Raw genomic sequence first — 20,010 nt, forward strand, 5'->3', positions numbered from 1 at the left:
GCGGGGCGAGGGCCGTGCGGGGCCGGACGGGGCCGGACGGGGCCGTACGGGGCCGTACGGGAACGCTCCACGGGGGCACCGGACGTCCACACCGGTCCGGCAGCGGTCGCCACGGCGCGCGGACCCGTCCGGATCGCAGGCTATCCGCGGCCCCCGCCTCTCCGCCCCCGTGCCGGGGGCAGAGTCGGTGCGCCCTTCCGGGCAGCGAAGGGCGGGGCGGCTTCCCCCGGGTCTGCCCTTCCCGTCCTGCCCGCCGCGCCCGCCCGCTCCTACGCTCGTCGGTGTCGTGGGGTTTCCCCCTGATCACCACGACGCCGGTTCGGCCGGTCCGGCCGTCAGCCGGTCCGGCCGGTCCAGCCGGCCCCGTCGGCTCAGCCGGTCTTGCCGAGGGCCACGGCCAGGTCCCCGCGGCGGATGCCGAGCTTGCGGTAGCAGTGCGTCAGATGGGTCTCCACCGTCCGTACGGCGAGGTGCAGCAACTCGGCGATCTCGACGTTGCTGTGGCCGGCCGCAGCCAGTTGCGCGATGCGGCGCTCACTGGAGGTGAGCGCCGTGGTGCCGGTGTGCCGCGCCCGCCGGGGCCGGGCCCCGCAGTCGCGCAGGGCCGCCCGCGCGACGAGGTTCATCCGTACCGCTCCCGTCCGTTCGGCCCGCTCGACGGCCTCGCGGAACACCGCGCGGGCCCGCCGGCTCTGGCCCGAGTCGTGCAGGGACCGGCCGAGCGACACCAGGGCGGGCAGCAGCTCGGGCAGCGGCTCCGCCGGGCCGCGCAGCAACTCCACCGCCTCCTCGACCAGTTCCAGCCCGTGCCGGCCACCGAGCGCCACCCCCAGGGCGCGCAGCGCCCGGCCCACCGCGCGGGGCGTTCCCCACGCGCGGGCCAGCCGGAGCTCCTCCCGGGCCAGCGCGGCAGCCTGCTCCGGCGACCCGAGCGCCACGTGGCAGTCGGCGGCGGCGGAGCGCCACGGGGTGACGATCGGGCTCTCCACCTCCCGGGCGGACTGGCGCCTGCCGCACTCCAGGAGGTCCGTGAGGGCGGAGTCGGGTTCGTCCGACGCCATGTGCAGCAGACCCCGCGCGTACAGGAACTCGTTCCACTCCCACGAGCCGTGCGCGCCCCCGGCCGTGACGGCGTAGGCGAGGCGGCGGGCTTCGGCGAGCCGCCCGGTCTCGGTCAGGGCGATGATCGTCTGGGCGCGCAGATGGGCGTTCTCCGCGCCGGGCGCGGCCATGTTGCCCGGCAGGACGTCCCGCAGTGCCGTGTCGGCCAGCAGCGCGGTGTACCGGCCGCGCATCACCTCGGCCTCCGCCGCGACGCTCAGCAGGCTCTGGTGGCCGGGGTGCAGCAGGTTCGGCGTCCGGCAGGCGACGAGCCCCCGGGCCACCAGCCGGTCGGCCTCGGTCAGTTCGTCCGCCCACTGGGCCAGCGTGGCGGCCGACGCGTAGAGGTACGGTTCGAGCAGCGGGTCCAGCGAGGTCCGCGTCAGCGACCGGACCCGCTCCATGGCCTCGGCCGCCGACAGCCGGCCGGCCGTCGCGCCGTGTTCGGTGAGCAGGGCCCTGGCCGTCGGGGCGATCCCGTCGGGAGCCTGCTCCTCGATGCGGCGCAGTTCTGCCACCACCCGCAGCCAACTGTCCCCGTCGTGCGAGGAGATCAGGGCGGTCGCGGCCTGCACCGCGTGCGCGAGGTCGGTCGAGTCGGCGAAGCCCTCCGCGAGTTCGGCCAGTACGTCCAGGGCGGTGTGGACCTCGCCGCGGGCCACCAGGGCCGTACCGAGCGCGGTGGCGGCGCGGACCCGCCCTCCGGCGGAGCGTTGCAGACGCAGGGCCTCCGCCAGGTGGCGCACTCCGGAGGCGCGTTCGTCCCGTACCTCCAGACAGCCCAGCCGGATGAGGGCCTCGCTGCGGCGCACGACGGACAGCGGTTCCCGCAGCGCCCGGCGGAGGCAGGCGATCGCCTCGTCGGCCCGCCCGTCGCGGACGGCCTTCGCGGCGGCGCCGGTCAGTGCGTCGGCGGCCCAGGGAGCGCCCACGGCGGGTATCGGCAACAGGTGGCGCACCACCGACTCCTCCGGATCGCCCCGGTGGTGCAGCAGTTCGGCCGCGCGCCGGCGCACGTCCGCGCGGCGGTGCCGTTCCCACGTGTCGCGTACGGCCTCGTGCAGCAGCGGGTGGGCGAAGACCGGCCTGCCGCTGCGCGGGTCCTTCCGCAGCAGGCCCTGACGGGTGAGTTCGCCGGTCCAGCCGCGCACCCGGGACGGATCGACGTCGCTCACGGAGACCAGCAGCGCCAGTGCGTCGTCCTCGTCCTGGATTTCGGCGAAGGTCCGGACGGCGTCCGCGGTCTCGGCACCGGCGTCGTGCAGCCAGCGGAGCACCGCGCCGGTGAACGCGCCGGGACGCAGGTCGGCGCAACTCCCGGGCAGACGGACCGGGAGGGGGCTTCCGACGGCCGTCTCCCGCAGGTCCGTGAGGAGCGCGTGCAGCAGCATCGGATTGCCCCCGACGGCGCCGACGCACTCCTCGGTCAGGGTGTGCGGTGCGTCGTCGCCGAGGACGGAGCGCACGAGGGCCCGGGCGGCCGTCGCACCGAGCGGGGCCAGCAGGCAGATCTCGTCGGCCGGAACGGAACAGGCGTCGGTGAACGAGGGCCGTGGCAGCACCAGGTCGTACTGCCACCGTTCGGTCACCGCCAGCACGACCGGCAGCCGGTCCAGGCGCCGCGTCACCTGGGCGAGCCAGCGCCGTGACACCGCGTCCGCCAGGTGGACGTCGTCCACGGCGAGCAGCACCGGCCCGGACGCGGCCCGTGACCGGAGCAGGCTCCACAGCCGGGACGGCAGATCGGCGCCGTGCAACGAACCGCCCCAGTCGTCGACGTCCGGCGGGCCGTCGGCCGGACCGAGGCCGTCGAACAACTGCAGGACCACCCCGAAGTCGACCCCGGCCTCCTGGAGGGAGCACCGGGCCCTGAGGACCGTCGTCCCGTGACGCTCCGTGTCCCGGGCGAGGGCCCGCAGCGCGGAGCTGCGTCCGCTGCCGCTGGCCCCCCGGATCACCACCGTGCCCCCGGCCCCCGCCGCGGCCCGTCTCACCAGCGCCCGAGCCCTCGCCGGCGGCTCCGCACGCTCCCGCAGCACGGTGGAGGAGGTGTCGGCACGGTCCCGGACGGCGGGGCTCGGCATGGGAACTCCTGGACTTGTTCGGGCACGCTGCGTAGCGGGAAGGACAATTCTGTCTGCCGCTGCAAGACGTACGAAATCCCGGCGCCGCTCCGGACCCCTCTGTGACCTGCATCTCATGACCGCCAAGGCCCCCCGCGGTCGCCCGTCGGCCGGCGGCGGGCCGTTGCTCGCGGTGTCGAGCCCGTCCGGGCGCCGGGATTTCGGGTCAGCGCTTGAGCGGTGCGTCGTCCGGCCAGCCGTAGCCGGTGCGCGGCGGTTCGGGCACCGCGCCCATCGCGGCCAGGTCCCGGTCGGCGGCGCGCATCAGCTGACCGGCCAGGTCGCGCATCGCCCGGCTCGCCGCGAGCTCGTCACCGATCGCCGGGATCTCCACGTCCTGCGGGTTGCAGCGCGCCTTGCCGCGGCCCGTCATGATGGTCGTCCCGTTGTCGAGCACCGCGCGCGCCGTGGTGGTGCCGCTCTCCTCGTCCAGGTAGACGCCCACCTGCCACTGTTCGGCGTGTGTCATGACGCGCCTCCTCACGCCCGGGGCCCTTTCCCCTCCAGCATCCCCCCGCGGGGGTCCGGGCGCGCTCCGGGCCGTCAGGCGGCGGGAAGGGGGCCGGGGCCGCCCTCCAGGGACACGTGCAGGCCGTCCGGCCGGACGTCGGCGGACGTGGCCCTGAGCCCGAAGGGGTAGGCGGCGCGCGCGTCCGGACCCGGCGCGAGGCGGTCCAGGCCGAGCCGGCCGGCGGGGACGGAGCGGCCGAACACGGTGAGCCCGTCCACGGCGAGGGTGACCCTGCCGTCCGCGAGGGCGGGACGCAGCGTCAGCCGCCCCGCGCCGCCGGGGCCGACGGCGGCGAGCACGGTGCCGGCCGCCGGGTCGGCCGTCACCGAGGCCACGGTCACCGAGGGTGCGGAGGCCCGGATCGCGTCGGCGATCGCCCCCGGGGAGACGGTCACCTCGGCCCGTGTGCCCCCGACGGTGGCCCGCTCGCCGAGGCGGACGTCGTCGAGCCGGGCCCGTACGCGCACCCCCGACAGGCGGCCCACGCGGGCGTCATCACTGCCGACGTCGAGCCGGGGGATGCTCCCGTGCGCCAGGTCCCACAGGGCCCAGTCGCCGCCGATGCCGACCGTGACGGCGTCACCGAGTCCCGGAGCCGCCCTCGCGACGCGGTGCCGGATCAGAGCGCCGGCCGCGGACTCGGCCGCACCGGTCGCGGCGACGGCCACCACGGCCACGGCGCCCGTGACCGAGAGGAGGAGGTGGCGGCGCAGGGCCGCCCGGGTCCCGGCGAGGGGAACGCGCTTCATCGTCGGTCTCCGGGAAGGGGTACGGGAGTGGCTTCGGGGGCGCTGCCGGGGGCGGTCCCGGGGGCGGTCTCGGGTGCGGGCGCCGGGGCGGGGCCCTCCGGGTCGAGCCGGGGCAGGAGCCGGTCCAGCCGGTCGGGGAGCCACCAGTTGGCACGCCCGAAGAGGTACATGGACGCCGGCACCAGGAGCAGGCGGACCACGGTGGCGTCGAGGACGACGCTCACCCCCAGGCCCAGGGCCAGCATCTTGACGGCGACGTTCGTGGAGAGCAGGAAGGCCAGGAAGACGCTGGTCATGATCAGCGCCGCACAGGTGATGACCCGGGCCGTGGCGGCGAGACCGGTGGCCACGGCCAGGTGGTTGTCGCGCCGGTGCAGCCAGACCTCGCGGATCCGGGAGAGCAGGAAGACCTCGTAGTCCATCGACAGTCCGAAGACGATCGCGAACATCATCATCGGTACGTACGACTCGACGGGCACCGGCTCGCCCACCCCGAACAGCGCCCCGCCCCAGCCCCACTGGAACACCGCGACCACCACCCCGTACGCGGCCGCGATCGAGAACAGGTTGAGCACGGCGGCCTTGAGCGCGATCAGCGGGCTGCGGAAGACGGTGAGCAGCAGGAGGAAGGCGGCCACGGCCACCACGCCGACGATCCGGGGCAGCGCGCCCGCCAGGGTGTCGGTGAAGGTCTGGGTGGCGGCGGCGGCGCCGGTGACGTACCCGGTGGTACCGGTGCCCGTCAGGGCCCGCGGGACGGTCTCGTCCCGCAGGGTGCGGATCAGCCGGGCGGTCACCCGGTCCCGCGGTCCGGTGGCGGGGGTGACGGTGGACAGGAGCAGGGCCCCGTCGGGGCCGGGCACCGGCGCCGTCACGGACGCCACGCCCGGTACGGCCGTCAGCCGCCGCCGGAGCGACGCCGCCAGCTCCTCGCGGCGGGCCGGGTCGGCGACCCGGGTGCTGTCGAGCTTGACGACGACCGTGAGCGGGCCGTTGGCGCCGGCGCCGAAGCCCTCGGTGACCAGGTCGTACGCCCGGCGGTCGGTCCTGGCCGTGGACTGTGCCCCGGCGTCGACGTGCCCCAGCCGCATGGACGCCGCAGGGAGGGCGAGGACGCCGAGCAGGAGCAGGCCGGCGGCCAGGAAGACCCAGGGGCGCCGGGCGACCCGGAGGGCCCAGCGGTGCCAGACGTCGGACTCCCCGGCGGGCTCGGCGACCGGCGTGCGCACGTGGAGCCGGTCGACGCGGCGCCCGAGCAGACCCAGCAGCGCGGGCGTCAGCGTCACCGACGCGGCGGCGGCCACGACCACGCTGAGCCCCGCGGCGATGCCGAGGGTGCCGATGAAGCCCACGCCGGAGACGCAGAGCCCGCCCAGCGCCATGGCCACCGTGGCCGCGGCGACCAGGACGGCACGGCCGCTGGTGGCGACCGTACGCCCGACCGCCTCGGCCGGTTCCGCCCCGGCGTGCAGCAGGGCCCGGTAGCGGGTGGCCAGGAAGAGGGCGTAGTCGACGCCCACGCCGAGGCCCATCATCGCGGCCAGCGTCGGGGACGCCCGGGCGAAGTCGAACGGGCCGGCGAGCAGGCCGAGGGCGCTGAGACCCACGGCCAGGCCCAGCACGGCCGTCAGCAGCGGCAGCCCGGCCGCGGCCACGCTGCCGAAGCCGATCAGCAGCACCAGCACGGCGACGGCCAGACCGATGCCCTCCGAGACGCGGTCGGCGGATCCGGTCGAGGCAAGCTGCCCGAGCGGCTCCCCGTACTCGACGGTGACGCCGTCCGCGCGCAGCGGCTCCACGGCCGCGTCGACCCGGGCCAGGCAGGAGGGGTCGAAGCCCGCCGGGTTGCCGTCGAAGCGGACCGTCAGCCGGGCGGTGTCGCCGCGGGGGGAGACCGCCCCGGGCGTGGTCAGCGGGTCGGCCACCGACAGGACGTCCGGCAGCCGGTCCAGGTTGGCCACGGCCGCCGCGACCGCCTCCCGGTGGGCGGCGACCGTACCGCTCCCGGTGTGGAGCACGAGGGGGGCGGCCGTGCCCCCGCCCCCGGCGGTGTGCGCCTCGATCAGGTCGGCGCCGGTCTGGGCGCCGGTGCCGGGCAGGGAGAAGCTGTCCGCGAAGGTGCCGCCCCAGGCGTGGTCGGCGGCCGCGAGGCCGGCCAGGAGCAGTACCCACAGGGCGACGATCCCCCAGGCGTGCCGGGCGCACCGGCGCCCGCTGCGGTGGAGGAGTCCGGGCCCCCCGGTCGATGCGGTGTTCATGGGCCCCACTGTGCGGGGCTCCCGTAAGGGGATCGTTGGCGGATCGTTCGGGGAACGTACGGACGGCGTGCCCGCCGCAGGAGGGACCGAGGACGCCGCGGCGGGCGTCGACGCCCCGCCCCGGCGGGCCTCAGGCCGGGCCGGGCGTCCGCGGGAGGGCGACCGTGAAGCAGGCGCCGCCCTCCGGACCGTGCCCCTCGACCCGCAGGGTGCCCCCGAGACGGCCGGTCAGCCGGTGGGCGAGGGCCAGCCCCAAGCCGCTGCCGACCGGGCGGGTGTCCCGGTAGCGCGCGTGGAGGGCCCCGCTGTCGAAGGCGACGCGTACGTCGTCCTCGGTCAGCCCGGGGCCGCCGTCGCGGACCTGCACCTCGGCCCCGCCCCCCGGGGCCGCCCGCACGGCGAGGACCACGGGCGCGCCCTCGGGCGTGAGCCGCAGGGCGTTCTGGACGAGCCCGTCGACCAGCTGCCGGACCCGGAAGGCGTCCGTCTCGACGACGAGGGGCGGCTCCGGCCGTTCCACCCGCAGCTCGACCCCGGCGCGCGCCCCGGGCCCGGCCCAGAAGGCGGCGGCCTCGGCGACGACCGCGCCCAGGTCGGCCGGGGCCACGTCCAGGCGGAACCCGTCCGCCTCCAGCCGGGCCAGGTCCAGCAGGTCCGCCAGGAACCGGTCCAGCCGGCGCGTCTCGTCGGCCAGGACGCCTCCGACCTCGGGCAGTCGCTCCGGCTCGATCAGGCCGTCGGCCAGCGCCTCGGCGTATCCCTGGAGCGCGGTCAGCGGGGTCCGCAGGTCGTGGGAGACCGACAGCAGGAACTCCCGCTGCCGGTTCTCGCTGCGCGCCAGCGCCGCGTCCAGGACGTTGAGGGCGCGCCCGATGTCCTCCGTCTCCCGCGGCCCGTCGACCGGGGCCGGTACGCCCCGCTCGCCGTCGGCGAGCCGGTGCGCGACCCGCGCGGCCTTCACGAGCGGACGGGCGATGCGGCGCGCCATGAGCGCTCCGGCCAGGGCCGCGCCGAGCATGCCGACGACCAGCGGCACGATCACGCTGCGCCGGATCTGGTTCGTGTTCCGCGTGACCACCGCGTACGGCTCGGTGAGGACGACCGCGCCGCCGCCCACGCCCGGCCGCCCCACCAGCAGCACGTCCTGTCCCCCCAGGACGGCGGTGGTGGAGACGGGTTCGCCGACGAGCAGGGCCGCCTTCACGGCCGGGCCGACGGCCGGGGTGGCGCCGCCGCCGACCCTCCCGTCGGCGGAGATCACCGCGAGCTCCACCCCGTTCGGTCCGCCCAGTGCCCGGGCGCCGTCGAACAACGCCTCCGACAGGACGGGCAGCCGCCCGAGCACCGTGGCCTGACGCGTCAGCTGGTCGCGCTCGCGCCGCTCGGCGGCGTGCGCGGCGCTCTGCCAGGCGACCAGCCCCGTCAGCGCCACAGCGAGCGCGGCCACCGCGGTGGTCAGCACCACGATGCTGCGGGCCAGCGAGCCGCGGCGGGGGCGGGACCGGTTCACGTACGGGGATCCGTCGCGCTGTAGCCGACGCCGCGGACCGTGCGGATCGGGCTCGCGTCCCCCAGCTTGGCGCGCAACTGCGACACGAACACGTCGACCATCCGGGTGTCGCGGTAGCCGGGGTACCCCCACACCCGCGCCAGCAGCTGTTCCCGGGTGAAGACCTGCCCCGTGTGCCGCACCAGGTGCGCCAACAGGTTGAACTCGGTGGTGGTGAGTTCGACGGGTTCGCCGTCGCGGCGGACGGTGCGGCTGACCGGATCCAGGCTGAGCCGGCCCACGGTCTCGGCCGGCCGGCCCGGCGGCCCGGCCGCCCTGCGCAGCACCGTCTTGACCCGGGCGACCAGCTCGCGCGGCGAGAACGGCTTGGTCAGGTAGTCGTCGGCGCCCAGTTCGAGGCCGAGGATCCGGTCGGCCTCCTCGCCGCGCGCGGTGACCAGCAGGACCGGCGTCCAGTCGCCGGCGTCCCTCAGGGCCTTGCAGAAGGCGATGCCGTCCAGCCCCGGCAGGCCGATGTCCAGCACGATCGCCACCGGGTGCATCCGCCGCGCGGCGGCGAGCCCGGCGGTCCCGTCGGCCTCGACGTGCACGCCGAAGCCCTCCCGTGCCAGGTAGAGCCGCTGCACGTCGGCGATGTGGCGCTCGTCCTCGACGACCAGCACGAGGCCCTTGGACTCCGTCATCACTTCCCCTCACGCGCGGTGAACCCCGCCGATGCTAACCGCGGGGCCCCGGCCGCCCGGCGGGCGCGCCGCCACCCGTACGTTCCCCGAACATTGAGGCGGCGAGCCCCCCGCGCGGCCGCCGGGCGGACGGGGAGGGGCCGGTCACGAACCGGGAGGGGCCCAGATCCGCCGGTACGCCTCGCGGTAGCCGGAGGGGTCCCAGGACGTGGCGCCGCGGCTGTTGGCGGCGGTGGCGATGTGGACGGGGGCGACGTACCCGCTTGCGGGCCGGGCGGCGAAGGCGCGGTTGAACTCGTCGACGATCTGCCAGCCCTGCTGGGACAGCGGTTCGGGGACGGTGGCCGCCTGGAACTGCCCGCTGTTGATCCGCTGGAACGCGGAGGGGTCGCCGTCGCCCGCGCCGATGTTGAAGGGGGGCCCGGAACCCGGTGCGCCGGCGGCGCGCAGGGCCGGGGCGGCGTCCGCGAAATAGAGGTCGTTGATGGCGACGGAATCCGTCCACCGGTCCCCGAAACGGGCCAGGAGGGAGGAGACCTCCTGGGGGGTGCGGCTGCCGGCATCGGGGATGGGGATGTTCTCGTACGCCAGGAGCCGGACGCCGGGACAGGTGGCGAGCTGCTTCTTGATCAGTTCGGCCTTGTTCCGGGCGAAGGGGACCGAGTCGTCGGTGAAGACGACGACCCCGGCGTTGCCCCGGGAGCGGGCGATGATCCAGTCGGCGCTGATCCGGGCCACGTCCTCCACCTTCGTGGTGACGTTGGTGAAGAGGCCGGCGCTCTCGCTCGGGCCGGGGGAGCCCACCGCGTGCCAGCCGACGAGCGGAATGTGCGCGGCCCGCGCCCGCGCCACCTGCTGGGAGGTCAGTTCCGGGTCGAAGCCGCCGATGACGATGCCCGAGGGCTTGAGGGTGACGGCCTGGCTGAGGGCCGCCTGGATGCCCGCGGGAGTGCCTCCGCCGTCGATCACCCGGACCTTCCAGCCGATGGCGTCGGCGGCTTCCTCCACGCCCTTCGCGACGCCAGCCACCCCGGGGTTGGTCATGGTCTGGGCGACGTAGACGAGGGTCTTGCCCGGTACCGCCGCGGGCCCGTCGGTGGGGCCGGTCCAGGTCGGGTCGGTGTTCTCGGCCCGCCGGACGGCGGCCCCGGCCTGGGCGAGGGCGGCGGGGCAGCCCGGGGCGGAGGGCCCGGGGGAGACAGGCCCGCCGCCCGACGACGGGCCGCCCCCGCAGCCGGCGAGGAGGGTGAGGGCCGCGCTCAGCAGGGCCGCGGCGGTGAAGGTGGCCTGGTGGTTGGCTTGCACGGTGCTCCTGACACGGGTGCGCGTACGACGGGTCGCGGTGCGTCGCGACGGGTTCTGGCTCTACGGGTGACGGGTCGCGCCGGCTCCGGTCCGCAGTCGGCGGCGCGCGGAGTAGCCGGCCAGGCCGACCGCGATGAGCAGGGTGGCGCCGTTGAACAGCGGCGTGGCCCAGAACCGGGCGCCGAGCTGGCCGATGCCGGCCAGGCCGATGGCGAGGACGGCGACGGCGACCACGGTCCCGAGGGCGTTGGCGCGGCCGGGCTTGATCGTGGTGGAACCGAGCAGGGCGCCGACGAAGGCGGGCAGCAGGTAGTCCAGTCCGACGCTCGGGTTGCCGGTCTGCTGCTGCGCGGCGAGCAGCACTCCGGCGAAGCCGAAGAGCAGGCCCGATCCGGCGAAGGCGTAGACGGAGTAGCGGTGGGTGGGGATGCCGATGATGCCGGCGGCGCGCGGGTTGGAGCCGATCACGTACAGGTAGCGGCCCAGCGGCAGCCGTTCCAGCACCAGCCAGAGGGTGCCCGCGACGGCCAGGACGTAGTACGCCGGCAGCGGCAGGCCGAGGAAGCGGGAGTCGTAGAGCCCGGTGAAGGCGGTGGGCAGGCCCTCCGGGCCGGGGACGATCCGGGCACCGTCGGTGATCCAGCCGGTGACGGCGTACATCATGCTGCCGGTGCCGAGCGTGGCGATGAAGGAGTCGATCCGCCCGAATTCGACGATGACCCCGTTGAGGGCGCCGACGGCCGCCGCCCCGGCCACCACCACGAGGCAGGCGAGCGGCCAGGGCCAGGCGTCGCTCACGATCAGGTCCAGCACCATGACGTGAGCCAGGCCGAGACCGTAGCCGATCGACAGGTCGAACTTCCCGGCGGCGATGGGGACGGTCGCGCCGAGCGCGAGGACGGCGGGGATCGACTGGTTGGAGAGGATCGAGGAGACGGTGTCCCGGGTGGGGAAGGTGGAGGGCAGGGCGAGGGAGAAGACGAGGAACAGCACGGCCGCGAGGGCCGGGAGGCCGTACGCGCCGACGTGGTGCCCGCGCAGGTGGTCGAGGAAGGGCCGGGACGAGGGGGAGGAGGTCATCGGGTCGTCCCGGGGCCGGTGACGGGGGGCATGGCCGAGGCGGTGCGGGTGAGTTCGGCGACCGTGAGGTCCGGGCCGGTCAGCTCGGCGCCCACGGTCCCGCGGACGAACACCAGAGCGCGGTGGCACACGCCCGCGACCTCCTCGAAATCGGTGGAGACGAGCAGGACCGCCAGACCGGAGGCGAGCGCGTCGTCGAGCAGCCGGTGGACCGTGGCCTTGGCCCCGACGTCCACGCCGGCGGTGGGCTCTTCGAGGACGAGCAGCCGCAGCCCGCCCCGGAGCCACCGGCCGACCATGACCTTCTGCTGGTTCCCGCCCGACAGGGTGGCGATGGGCACCTCGCTGTCGCGGGGGTGGACCGAGAACCGCTCGATCAGGGCGGCGGCCTCGGCGCGCTCGCGGCGGGGGCTCATCCAGCGCCACGCCGGGACCCCGGCGGACCGGGGGTTGGCCAGGAAGTTCTCCCGCACCGTCAGCGCGGCGGCGCAGCCCTCCCCCTGACGGTCGCCCGGGACGAGGGCGACCCCGCGGGCGAGGGCGGCGCGGACCGTGCGGGGCCGGTACGGGCGGCCGTCGAGCAGGATCCGCCCGCCGAGCAGCGGCCGGGCGCCGACGAGGGCCCGGCCCGGGTCGGTGTGGCCGGCGCCGGTCAGACCCACCATGCCGAGGACCTCGCCGGCCCGCAGCTCCAGGCTGACCTCCCTCGCGGCCGCCGTCCTCACGCGGTCCAGGCGCAGCAGGGGCGGGCCCGCCGCCGGGGTGGCGACGGGCCTGTGGCCGGCCTGCTCGTGGCCGACGATGGCGCGCACGAGCCGGGCGGGGCTGTGGCCGGCGAGCGGGCCCCGGTCGACGACGCGGCCGTCGCGCAGGACGGCGAAGGTGTCGGCGACCCGGTACACCTCGTCCAGCCGGTGGCTGACGTAGAGGATGCCGTGACCCTGGTCGCGCAGGGCGTGCAGGACGTCGAAGAGCCGTGCGCAGTCCGCCGCGGGGAGGGTGGCGGTCGGCTCGTCGAGGACGATCAGCTCCGCGCGGGTGGCCAGGGCGCGGGCGATGGCGACGAGCGAACGCTCGGCGGGGGCGAGTGCGGAGACCGGGGTATCGGCGTCCAGGTGGCCGCCGACCAGGCGCAGGGCCCGTGCGCAGCCCTCCCGGGTCCGCCGCCAGGAGATGAGGCCCCCGCGGCGCGGGTAGCCGGTGCCCAGGGCGATGTTCTCGGCCACGGTCATCCACTCGACGAGGCCGAGGTCCTGGTGGATGAAGGACATGTTCCGGGTCGCGGCGTGGGAGCCGAGCGGGTGCCCGGCCACCGTCACCTCGCCCTCGTCGGCGTGGTGGACCCCCGCGAGCACCTTGATGAGGGTGGACTTGCCGGCGCCGTTGGGCCCGAGCAGGGCGAGGACGCCACCCCGGTGGACGTCGAGGTCGACGGAGTCGAGCGCGCGGGTGCCGCCGAACCGCTTGCCGAGCCCGCGGACGCGGACGAGGGGCGGGGGCGCTCCGCCGGAGTGCGGGGGCGGACCGCCCGTCGATGTGCCGGGAGCGTCATGCACGGACTTCTCCGGGGGTCGGCCTCCGAGGTGTTCCCGACTGCATGGGGGATTCTATGCCGATGTGTCACCGTATCTACGGTATTTACCCCCTCTGAATGCCGGTCCCCGGCGGGGCCGGTCCCCGGCCGGTGGCGGACCGGCGGCGTTCACGCGGCGTCCAGGGCGCACTCGGCCCAGATCACCTTCCCGCCGGTGGTGTAGCGGGTCCCCCAGGCCTGCGCGAGCTGGGCGACGAGGAACAGACCGCGGCCGCCCTCGTCGGTGGAGGCCGCGTGGCGCATGCGGGGAGCGGAGTTGCTCGCGTCGTGCACCTCGCAGATCAGGGTCCGGTCGTGGATCAGGCGGACCCGGATGGGCGCGCTCCCGTAGCGGACGGCGTTCGTGACCAGCTCGCTGAGCAGCAGCTCCGTGGCGAAGGAGGATTCCTCCAGCCCCCACCGGTCCAGCTGCTCCATCGCGGCGGCACGGACCCGGCCGACGAGGGCCGGATCGGGGTCCAGGTCCCAGGAGGCGATCCGGTCGGCGGGCAGGACGTTGGTGCGGGCGACCAGCAGTGCGATGTCGTCACCGGGGTGTTCGGGGGCCACGGCGTCCAGGACCGCCCGGCAGGTGTCCTCCGGGGCGCGGTCGGGGTGGGCCAGCGCGCCGCGCAGCTGGTCGAGGGCCGTGTCGATGTCGCGGTGGCGGTCCTCTATGAGCCCGTCGGTGTACAGGACCAGCTGGCTGTGGACGGGGAGGGTGATCTCCGCCGACTCGAAGGGCAGGCCGCCGAGGCCGAGCGGGGGACCGGCGGGCAGGTCGAGGAGCGAGACGCTGCCGTCGGGGAGTACGAGGGCGGGCGGGGGGTGGCCGGCGCGGGCGACGGTGCACTGCTGCGAGGTGGGGTCGTAGATCGCGTACAGGCAGGTGGCGCCGACGATGCCGGTGCTCCCGGCGCCGGGCGGGTCCCCGCCCTCCTCCCGGTCGAGCCGCACCATGAGGTTGTCCAGGTGCGTGAGGAGTTCGTCGGGGGCGAGTTCCAGTTCGGCGAAGTTGCGGGCGGCGGTGCGCAGCCGGCCCATGGTGGCGGCGGCGTGCAGTCCGTGGCCGACGACGTCGCCGACGAGGAGGGCGACGCGGGTGCCGGACAGGGGGATGACGTCGAACCAGTCGCCGCCCACCCCGGACTCGCCGGGCAGGTAGCGGTGGGCGACCTCGACGGCGCCCTGTTCGGGCAGGCCCCGGGGGAGCAGGCTGTGCTGCAGGGACAGTGCCAGGGTGTGCTCGCGCGTGTAGCGCCGGGCGTTGTCGATGCAGAGCGCGGCGCGGGCGGAGAGTTCCCTGGCCAGCGCCAGGTCGTCGTCGCCGTAGGGCGCGGGGTCCTGCGAGCGGTAGAAGCAGGCGATGCCGAGGAGGACGCCCCGGGCGAGCAGGGGCACGGTGATGAGGGAATGGATGTTGTGGGCGAGCAGCAGCTCCGCGTGCGCCGGGTCCTGGGCGATCCAGCCGAGGGCGGCCTTCAGATCGGGCTCCAGCACCGGCTGCCCGGTGGTCATGCAGCGCATGTGGGGCGTGGTGGGATGCAGGTTCACCTGCGCGCCGGCCGGGTAGAACGGGCAGTCCTCGCGGATGCCGTGGACCACCGTGCGCCGCATCTGCGCGGTCGGGTTGGGGGACTCCTCCCCGCGCAGCACGGCCTCGGGCATGTCGATGGTGACGAAGTCGGCCAGGCGCGGGACCGCCGTCTCGGCCAGTTCCCGGGCCGTGCGGTCCACGTCCAGGGTGGTGCCGATGCGGTTGCCCGCCTCGGCCAGCAGCTCCAGCCGGCGCCGCGCCGCGACGGCGTACCGTCCCACCTCCGGCTCGCCGACCAGGACCAGGCCCCGGACCGTGCCGGGGGCGGGGTCCGCGCCGGACGAGGGGGCGGGCGCGGGGGAGCCGGTGGCGGAGTCCGCGCGGGCGGGGGCGTGGCCGGCGGTGTGGCCGGCGGCGTCCGCGTGGGGCGGGGCGGGGGCGTGGCGCTCCGTGTCCTCGGGGATGAGCGCCTCGATGACGATCCCCTCCACCCCGGAGGAGCTGGTGACGGGACGGCTCACCAGGGTCACCGACCGGCCGCGGGACAGGGGTACCTCGGTGGCGGCCCGCCGGGCCGAGGACATCAGCTCCGTGGCCCGCTCCTTCAGGATCGACCGGTCGGACTGGTCCAGCTCGCTCTGGAGCAGCTCGGCCATGGCGAGCGGGTAGCCGTTGTGGGGCTCCATGCCGTTGCGGGCGGCGCGGAACCCCGCCTCCAGGTAGGCGTGGAGCAGTCCGCGCTCCCGTGCCGAGCTCTGTTCCATCAGGCGCCGCTCGACGGCCTCGGCGGCCCTGCGCACCAGCGGGACCAGTGCCGGGTCCGCGTCCGTGTAGGGGTAGCCGAGGCACAGCACGCCCTCGATGTGCCCGCTGAGCTGGTCGCGTACGGGGATGGCGGTGCAGGCGCTCGACTGGGAGCGTTCGGCGAAGTGCTCGGCGCCGTAGACCTGGACGAGGCCCCGCTCGGCGAGGGTGAGGCCGATGCCGTTGGTCCCCGCGACCTGCTCGGCGAACACGAAGCCGGGGACGGTCTGGATCGGGGCGAGGTGCCGGGGCAGGGACTTGTCCCCGAAGCGGCGCTCCAGTACGACACCGTGCCCGTCGGCGAGGCAGATGTTCATCCGGCTCCCCGTGAAGATCGACTGGAGCCGGTCGAGCACGGGAGCGGCGGCGCGCACGAGGGGGCCGTCCGCGTCGAAGTCCTGGGTGAACGGGAGGTCCGACCGGTCCGGGGACAGGCCCAGCAGCCGGCAGCGCTCCCAGGAGCTCAGGATCTCGCCCCGCACGTCCCCCTGGACCGAATCGACCGTCTCGCCGTGCAGAAAACGATCACGTGAAAGCACGGGGCCGATGCGGTCTCCCACCACCCCCATCTGCACCACATCCCCTCGCCGGAACGCTCTCGATCGCCCGATTTGAGTATATTCCTCACATTTTAGGGCTGGGGTGGGTGGGGAGCGATCGGCGGGCCCCGGACCGCCTCACAGGACCGCGACCGGGTTGACGGGCGAGCCCGTGCCGCCGGGAACGTTCAGCGGGGTCACGACGAGCAGGAACGCGTACCGGCCCGCCCCGGCGCACGCGGCGGAGAGCGCTTCGAGGTCGAGGTTGTCCAGCAGGGGCACCCCCATGGCGGTGATCGCCAGGGTGTGCACGGGCGAGTGCACGCCCTCGACCGGCGACGGCCGTACGTCGCTGTCCCCGTCGGCGCCGAGCAGGCAGACGCCCCGCTCGGCCAGCAGCGGCAGGGCGTCCACGTGCCAGCCGGCGCTCGTGGCGTCGCAGTCCCAGGGGCCGAGCTCCCGGCGCCGGCGGAAGCGGCCCGAGCGCAGCAGTACCGCGTCCCCGTCGCCGAGCGTGACACCGAGTGCCCGCTCCGCGGCGGCCACGTCCGGAGCGTGCACCGCCCGGCCGGGCTCCAGCCAGTCGACCCCGAGGACGGCGGGCAGGTCGAGGAGCACGCCGCGGGTCACGAGCGGGCCGAGCGCCTGCACCGAGCCGAAGCGGGCGCCCCCGGCGCCGACGGACGCGCGCGCGTCGCGGCCGTCGTACAGCCGCCCCCGGTAGGCGAGGTGGGACAGGGCGTCGAGGTGGGTCACGCTCTTGCCGTGGTAGTCCGCGGCGAGGAAGTCCTTGTACGCGGACGGTTCCGGAGCCTCCACGTCGCCGAGGTCGGACATGTGGTGCAGGGCGGGCTTCGTGTTGTCCGGTCCGGGGCGGGTGTCCCAGGGGCGCCCCATCGGGACGACCGTGCCGGACCGGACCAGGGCCGCGGCCCCGCGCACGTGGTCCGCGGTCACCCGGTTCCACGCGCCGCGGTCGGGCGCGGACCAGCGGCCCCACGTACGGACCGCCTCGAAGAGCGCGTCGAACTCCCGCCGCGAGACGGCGGGCCCGTTGGCGGGGTCGCTGCTCATGCGTGTTCGGTGCTCCAGGGTTCGTACGGGCCGGCGCCCGCGCGCCCGCCTCCCCGGTCAGGATCCCCGCCCGGCGCGGTACCGGGCCGGGGGCGCGCGGGCGGGGGCCGTGACTTTCCCCCTCCGGAAGCGCCGGACGGGCGGGAGGGGCCGTCGCCCTCCCGCCCGTCCGGCGGAGTCCCGCGGGGTGCGGCCGGTCGTGGCGGCCGCGTCCGGTCAGAGGCCGGCCCGTCCGCTCGCCAGGGGCCACTCGCGGTTGAGGGTGCCGAGCGGGATGCGGCGGTCCATGACCGGCGTGCCGAACAGCGACAGCCCGAGGTGGAGCTGGCCGCTCAGGTCGAAGCCGCCGTGCAGCGCCCAGGAGCCCGTCGCCGAGGTCTTGCCGTCCGTGGACGCGCTCGCCTTGGCCTCGGCCTCGCCGCGCAGGTAGGGGGCGAAGTCGGCGCCGACGCCCACGACCCCGTACAGGCCGACGGAGGCCTCCGCGCCGAGCGCGGCCTTGACCTTTCCGGCGGCGGTGACCTCGGCCTTCACCGGGGAACTCTGCACGGCCGACGTGCTGACCGGGGTCCAGCCCTTGCCCGTGGCGTAGCTCCCGCCGACGCGGAAGTCGCCCTTGACGTCCTGCCGGACGTCGAGGGTGACCCGGCCGTCCGCCTCCACCTGGACGTAGCAGGTGAGGTCGAGGTTGACGACGACGGGCACCGGGCCCACCTGGATGACGGGGGAGCTGTGCAGCTTGGCGAACGGGATGCGCTTGGGCGCTCCCGTACTCGCGGCGGCGCGGCCCTTGAGCTCCCACTGGGAGGACCAGTCGCCGCTCATGCCGAGGAAGGCCGAGCGGGGGAGGGCGCCGGCGCCCTTGGCGCCCTCGTAGGAGAACTCCACCTCGGGGGCCAGCTGGACGAAGCCGGACACCGAGGCTCCGGCCGAGACGGGCGCGCCTTCGGCGGTGTCGACGGCGGCGTTGACGTCGAGGCGCAGGTTGCCCAGGGGCAGCTTGGCGCTGTTGGGACCGGAGCGCAGGCCTCCGCCCTTGGCCCAGGAGACGGTGACGCCCTTCATCAGGGGCTCGACCGCGACCGTGGCGGGGTCGACCGGGACCTTGCCGTCGGCCTTGTCGTCCTTCAGGACGGAGGCCAGGGTCGTGGAGGCGGTCTTCACCTCGGTGCCGCGTTCGGTCTTCTTGACGACCTCGGTGACCTTCGCGAGCAGGCCGTCCGGGGCGCCGGGCGCCGGGGCGCTGGCGATGACGTCGCCGACGGCGACGGGCTGGTCGGGTGTGGGGGAGTGGGTCGGGGAACCGCTGGGCCCCTGCGGGGCCTTGGATATGACGGCCCGTCCGCTGTCCTTGTCGTAGGAGGCGACCTTCAGCGAGGACTTCTCGGGCTGTGTCTGGCCGGTCCGGGTGCGGGCGATGGCGGACGGCGCGGCGGAGCCCTGCGGGGCGGCGTCCACGGTCAGCTGCTGGGTGCCGTCGCCCTGTGACGCGGTGGTGGGGGAGCCTCCCGCCTCGGCGACCGCGCCGGTGTGCGGTGTCGAGGAGCAGCCGGTGGCGGCGAGCGCCAGGGTGGTCAGGCCGGGGAGCAGGAGGCGTCGGGTGAGCGTGCGCACGTAGGTGTGACCTTCAGATCGGATAGCAGGTGTTACTCGTAAGTAATCTGAAGGTTGATCATGCCATGCGGACGCCGCGCCGGTCATCTCGGGATCCGGCCAACTCGGCTGCCGTGCAAGACAATTGAAGGTTCATCTACTGGGTGCGTCGTGGCGCGGGAGGGGGGCCTGGTCTCGGTGTAGCCGGCGGGCGCCCCCACCGCCGGCGGACGCGGTCCCGGGTGGCCGGACGGGTGTGCCGGCTCACCGCAACCCGTTTGAGCCGGACTCCGGTTGGGCGCGAGGGAATCGTGACGGCTGCCTTAGCCACGTCCGGGACAGTTCTCCAGGAAAGCTGTGGGGCGCATCGACGCCCCATGCGTCGAGTGCCCCGGCCGCATCGGCAACCCGATGTGCCGCGGAGACCGGTTTCTCCCGGGAGACCCGCACGTCCCAGGAACGGAAGGAAAACCGATGACCGTTGCCGCCCCGGCCGGAACGGTGGAGTGGGTGCGCCACGTCCTCGCCACCCACTGGGGCGACGCGTGGGGCGCCGCCGGACCGGTCCCGCTCACCGTCGCGGGCGCGGCCCCGCTCACCCACACCGCGGGGCTGTGGCGGGTCGCGGGGCCCGGCGGTGACCACGTGCTCAAGGTGCAGCTGAACACCGAGGCCGCCCGGCCCGGGAACTTCCCCGCCCTCAAGGCCCGGGTCCTCGCCCACTGCTCCCGGCGGGGCGTGCCCGTCCTGCCCGTCGTCCCCGCAGCCGACGGCCGGCCCGCCGTCCGGCACGACGGGATCCTGTGCGAGCTGTCGCCCCACAGCCCCGGGGTGCGGGCGAGCGGGGGCCGCGAGCAGGCCGACGCCATCGTCGCCGCCGGGCTGGCCCTGAGGGCCGCGCTGGACACCCTCCCCCTGGAGGTGACCGGCAAGCTGGCCACCGTACACCTGCCCCTCATGGTGGAGGAGGAGCACTGGCCGGCCGCCCTGCAGGACGCCGAGCGGCGCCTGCTGCCCCGGGCCGAGCGCGGAGCGGACCGCTGGCACCGTGCCGCAGCCCGCGTCCTGCGTGAACTCGCCGTCACCGCGCCGATGCTGAGGTCCCTGTCCCGGTCGCACCCGGTCGGTGCCGGCCGTCCCTCCGTCGTCCACGGGGACCTGCACGTCCACCACTTCCTGCTCTCCGGCCGCGGCACGGCCCGCGTGCTGGCCGTCCTCGACTTCGACAACCTCCAGGTGGCCGACCGGCTCCTCGACCTCGCCTGGACCGCCGACACGGCGGTCCTCGCCTGCGGCGCCGACACCGGCGCCGCCCGTGACGTCCTCGCCCGCTTCCTGCGCACCGGCCGCGGCCGCGGGCTGCTGAAGCCCGGGGACGAGGTGCTCCTCATGCCCCTCCTGATGGCGCACTCGCTGCCGGTCATCGTGGACATCGCCAAGGACATCCTCGACCGCGGCATCCTGACCCCCCAGTGGCTCGCCTACTTCGAGCTGCTGTCCCCGGCGCGAAGACTCGCCGTCCACCGGCTGCTCAGCGCCGCCGCGGCCGGCTGACCGCCTCCGCCGGCAC

The 20,010-nt window shown here is 75.5% G+C and carries 13 protein-coding genes; 1 reads left to right on the forward strand and 12 read right to left on the reverse strand.

From position 1 onward, the window contains the following. Positions 1 to 371 precede the first annotated feature (371 nt). The 12 genes from OG295_RS33720 to OG295_RS33775 all read right to left on the reverse strand — a co-directional run bounded on the left by OG295_RS33720 (position 372) and on the right by OG295_RS33775 (position 18,461). On the reverse strand, positions 372 to 3,185 hold the full coding sequence (locus OG295_RS33720) for an AAA family ATPase (protein WP_371680424.1): 2,814 nt from the start codon (positions 3,183 to 3,185) through the stop codon (positions 372 to 374). A gap of 205 nt (positions 3,186 to 3,390) precedes the next feature. Continuing rightward, positions 3,391 to 3,693, reverse strand: a complete 303-nt coding sequence (locus OG295_RS33725) for a DUF1876 domain-containing protein (protein ID WP_371680425.1) — start codon at positions 3,691 to 3,693, stop codon at positions 3,391 to 3,393. 74 nt (positions 3,694 to 3,767) lie between these two features. Beyond that, complete coding sequence (locus OG295_RS33730; protein ID WP_371680426.1) at positions 3,768 to 4,484, reverse strand: DUF2993 domain-containing protein; 717 nt, start codon at positions 4,482 to 4,484, stop codon at positions 3,768 to 3,770. Further along, the gene (locus OG295_RS33735; protein WP_371680427.1) at positions 4,481 to 6,742 is read right to left on the reverse strand and encodes an MMPL family transporter; all 2,262 of its coding nucleotides are present in this window, start codon (positions 6,740 to 6,742) and stop codon (positions 4,481 to 4,483) included. The genes OG295_RS33730 and OG295_RS33735 overlap by 4 nt, the downstream gene beginning before the upstream one ends. A 130-nt stretch (positions 6,743 to 6,872) precedes the next feature. Continuing rightward, a complete protein-coding gene (locus OG295_RS33740) occupies positions 6,873 to 8,252 on the reverse strand; it encodes an ATP-binding protein (RefSeq protein WP_371680428.1) in 1,380 nt (459 codons plus the stop codon). Further along, positions 8,249 to 8,935, reverse strand: a complete 687-nt coding sequence (locus tag OG295_RS33745) for a response regulator transcription factor (protein ID WP_371680429.1) — start codon at positions 8,933 to 8,935, stop codon at positions 8,249 to 8,251. Before OG295_RS33745 ends, OG295_RS33740 begins: the two co-directional genes overlap by 4 nt. A gap of 144 nt (positions 8,936 to 9,079) precedes the next feature. Then, positions 9,080 to 10,240, reverse strand: a complete 1,161-nt coding sequence (locus OG295_RS33750) for a substrate-binding domain-containing protein (RefSeq protein WP_371680430.1) — start codon at positions 10,238 to 10,240, stop codon at positions 9,080 to 9,082. A 60-nt stretch (positions 10,241 to 10,300) separates the two neighbouring features. Beyond that, complete coding sequence (locus OG295_RS33755) at positions 10,301 to 11,320, reverse strand: ABC transporter permease (RefSeq protein WP_371680431.1); 1,020 nt, start codon at positions 11,318 to 11,320, stop codon at positions 10,301 to 10,303. Then, on the reverse strand, positions 11,317 to 12,876 hold the full coding sequence (locus OG295_RS33760) for a sugar ABC transporter ATP-binding protein (protein ID WP_371680432.1): 1,560 nt from the start codon (positions 12,874 to 12,876) through the stop codon (positions 11,317 to 11,319). The genes OG295_RS33755 and OG295_RS33760 overlap by 4 nt, the downstream gene beginning before the upstream one ends. 146 nt (positions 12,877 to 13,022) lie before the next feature. Then, positions 13,023 to 15,803 carry a SpoIIE family protein phosphatase gene (locus OG295_RS33765; protein WP_371680433.1) on the reverse strand — a complete coding sequence of 927 codons (2,781 nt, stop codon included), beginning with the start codon at positions 15,801 to 15,803 and terminating at the stop codon, positions 13,023 to 13,025. Between the two features lie 108 nt (positions 15,804 to 15,911). Next, positions 15,912 to 16,847 carry a cyclase family protein gene (locus OG295_RS33770; protein ID WP_371680434.1) on the reverse strand — a complete coding sequence of 312 codons (936 nt, stop codon included), beginning with the start codon at positions 16,845 to 16,847 and terminating at the stop codon, positions 15,912 to 15,914. A 216-nt stretch (positions 16,848 to 17,063) separates the two neighbouring features. Beyond that, entirely contained in the window at positions 17,064 to 18,461 is a 1,398-nt protein-coding gene (locus OG295_RS33775) for a hypothetical protein (protein ID WP_371680435.1), read from the reverse strand. A gap of 453 nt (positions 18,462 to 18,914) precedes the next feature. Between OG295_RS33775 and OG295_RS33780 the strand changes: the two genes are divergently transcribed. Beyond that, entirely contained in the window at positions 18,915 to 19,994 is a 1,080-nt protein-coding gene (locus OG295_RS33780) for a phosphotransferase (RefSeq protein WP_371680436.1), read from the forward strand. Positions 19,995 to 20,010 lie beyond the last annotated feature (16 nt).

The sequence above is a fragment of the Streptomyces sp. NBC_01276 genome, from assembly GCF_041435355.1.
Classification (GTDB): domain Bacteria; phylum Actinomycetota; class Actinomycetes; order Streptomycetales; family Streptomycetaceae; genus Streptomyces.

What these genes read in the sequence shown, in the direction of transcription:
- OG295_RS33720 (WP_371680424.1), bottom strand. Translation starts at nt 3,185, where the DNA reads ATGCCGAGCCCCGCCGTCCGGGACCGTGCCGACACCTCCTCCACCGTG.
- OG295_RS33725 (WP_371680425.1), bottom strand. Translation starts at nt 3,693, where the DNA reads ATGACACACGCCGAACAGTGGCAGGTGGGCGTCTACCTGGACGAGGAG.
- OG295_RS33730 (WP_371680426.1), bottom strand. Translation starts at nt 4,484, where the DNA reads ATGAAGCGCGTTCCCCTCGCCGGGACCCGGGCGGCCCTGCGCCGCCAC.
- OG295_RS33735 (WP_371680427.1), bottom strand. Translation starts at nt 6,742, where the DNA reads ATGAACACCGCATCGACCGGGGGGCCCGGACTCCTCCACCGCAGCGGG.
- OG295_RS33745 (WP_371680429.1), bottom strand. Translation starts at nt 8,935, where the DNA reads ATGACGGAGTCCAAGGGCCTCGTGCTGGTCGTCGAGGACGAGCGCCAC.
- OG295_RS33755 (WP_371680431.1), bottom strand. Translation starts at nt 11,320, where the DNA reads ATGACCTCCTCCCCCTCGTCCCGGCCCTTCCTCGACCACCTGCGCGGG.
- OG295_RS33765 (WP_371680433.1), bottom strand. Translation starts at nt 15,803, where the DNA reads ATGGGGGTGGTGGGAGACCGCATCGGCCCCGTGCTTTCACGTGATCGT.
- OG295_RS33770 (WP_371680434.1), bottom strand. Translation starts at nt 16,847, where the DNA reads ATGAGCAGCGACCCCGCCAACGGGCCCGCCGTCTCGCGGCGGGAGTTC.
- OG295_RS33780 (WP_371680436.1), top strand. Translation starts at nt 18,915, where the DNA reads ATGACCGTTGCCGCCCCGGCCGGAACGGTGGAGTGGGTGCGCCACGTC.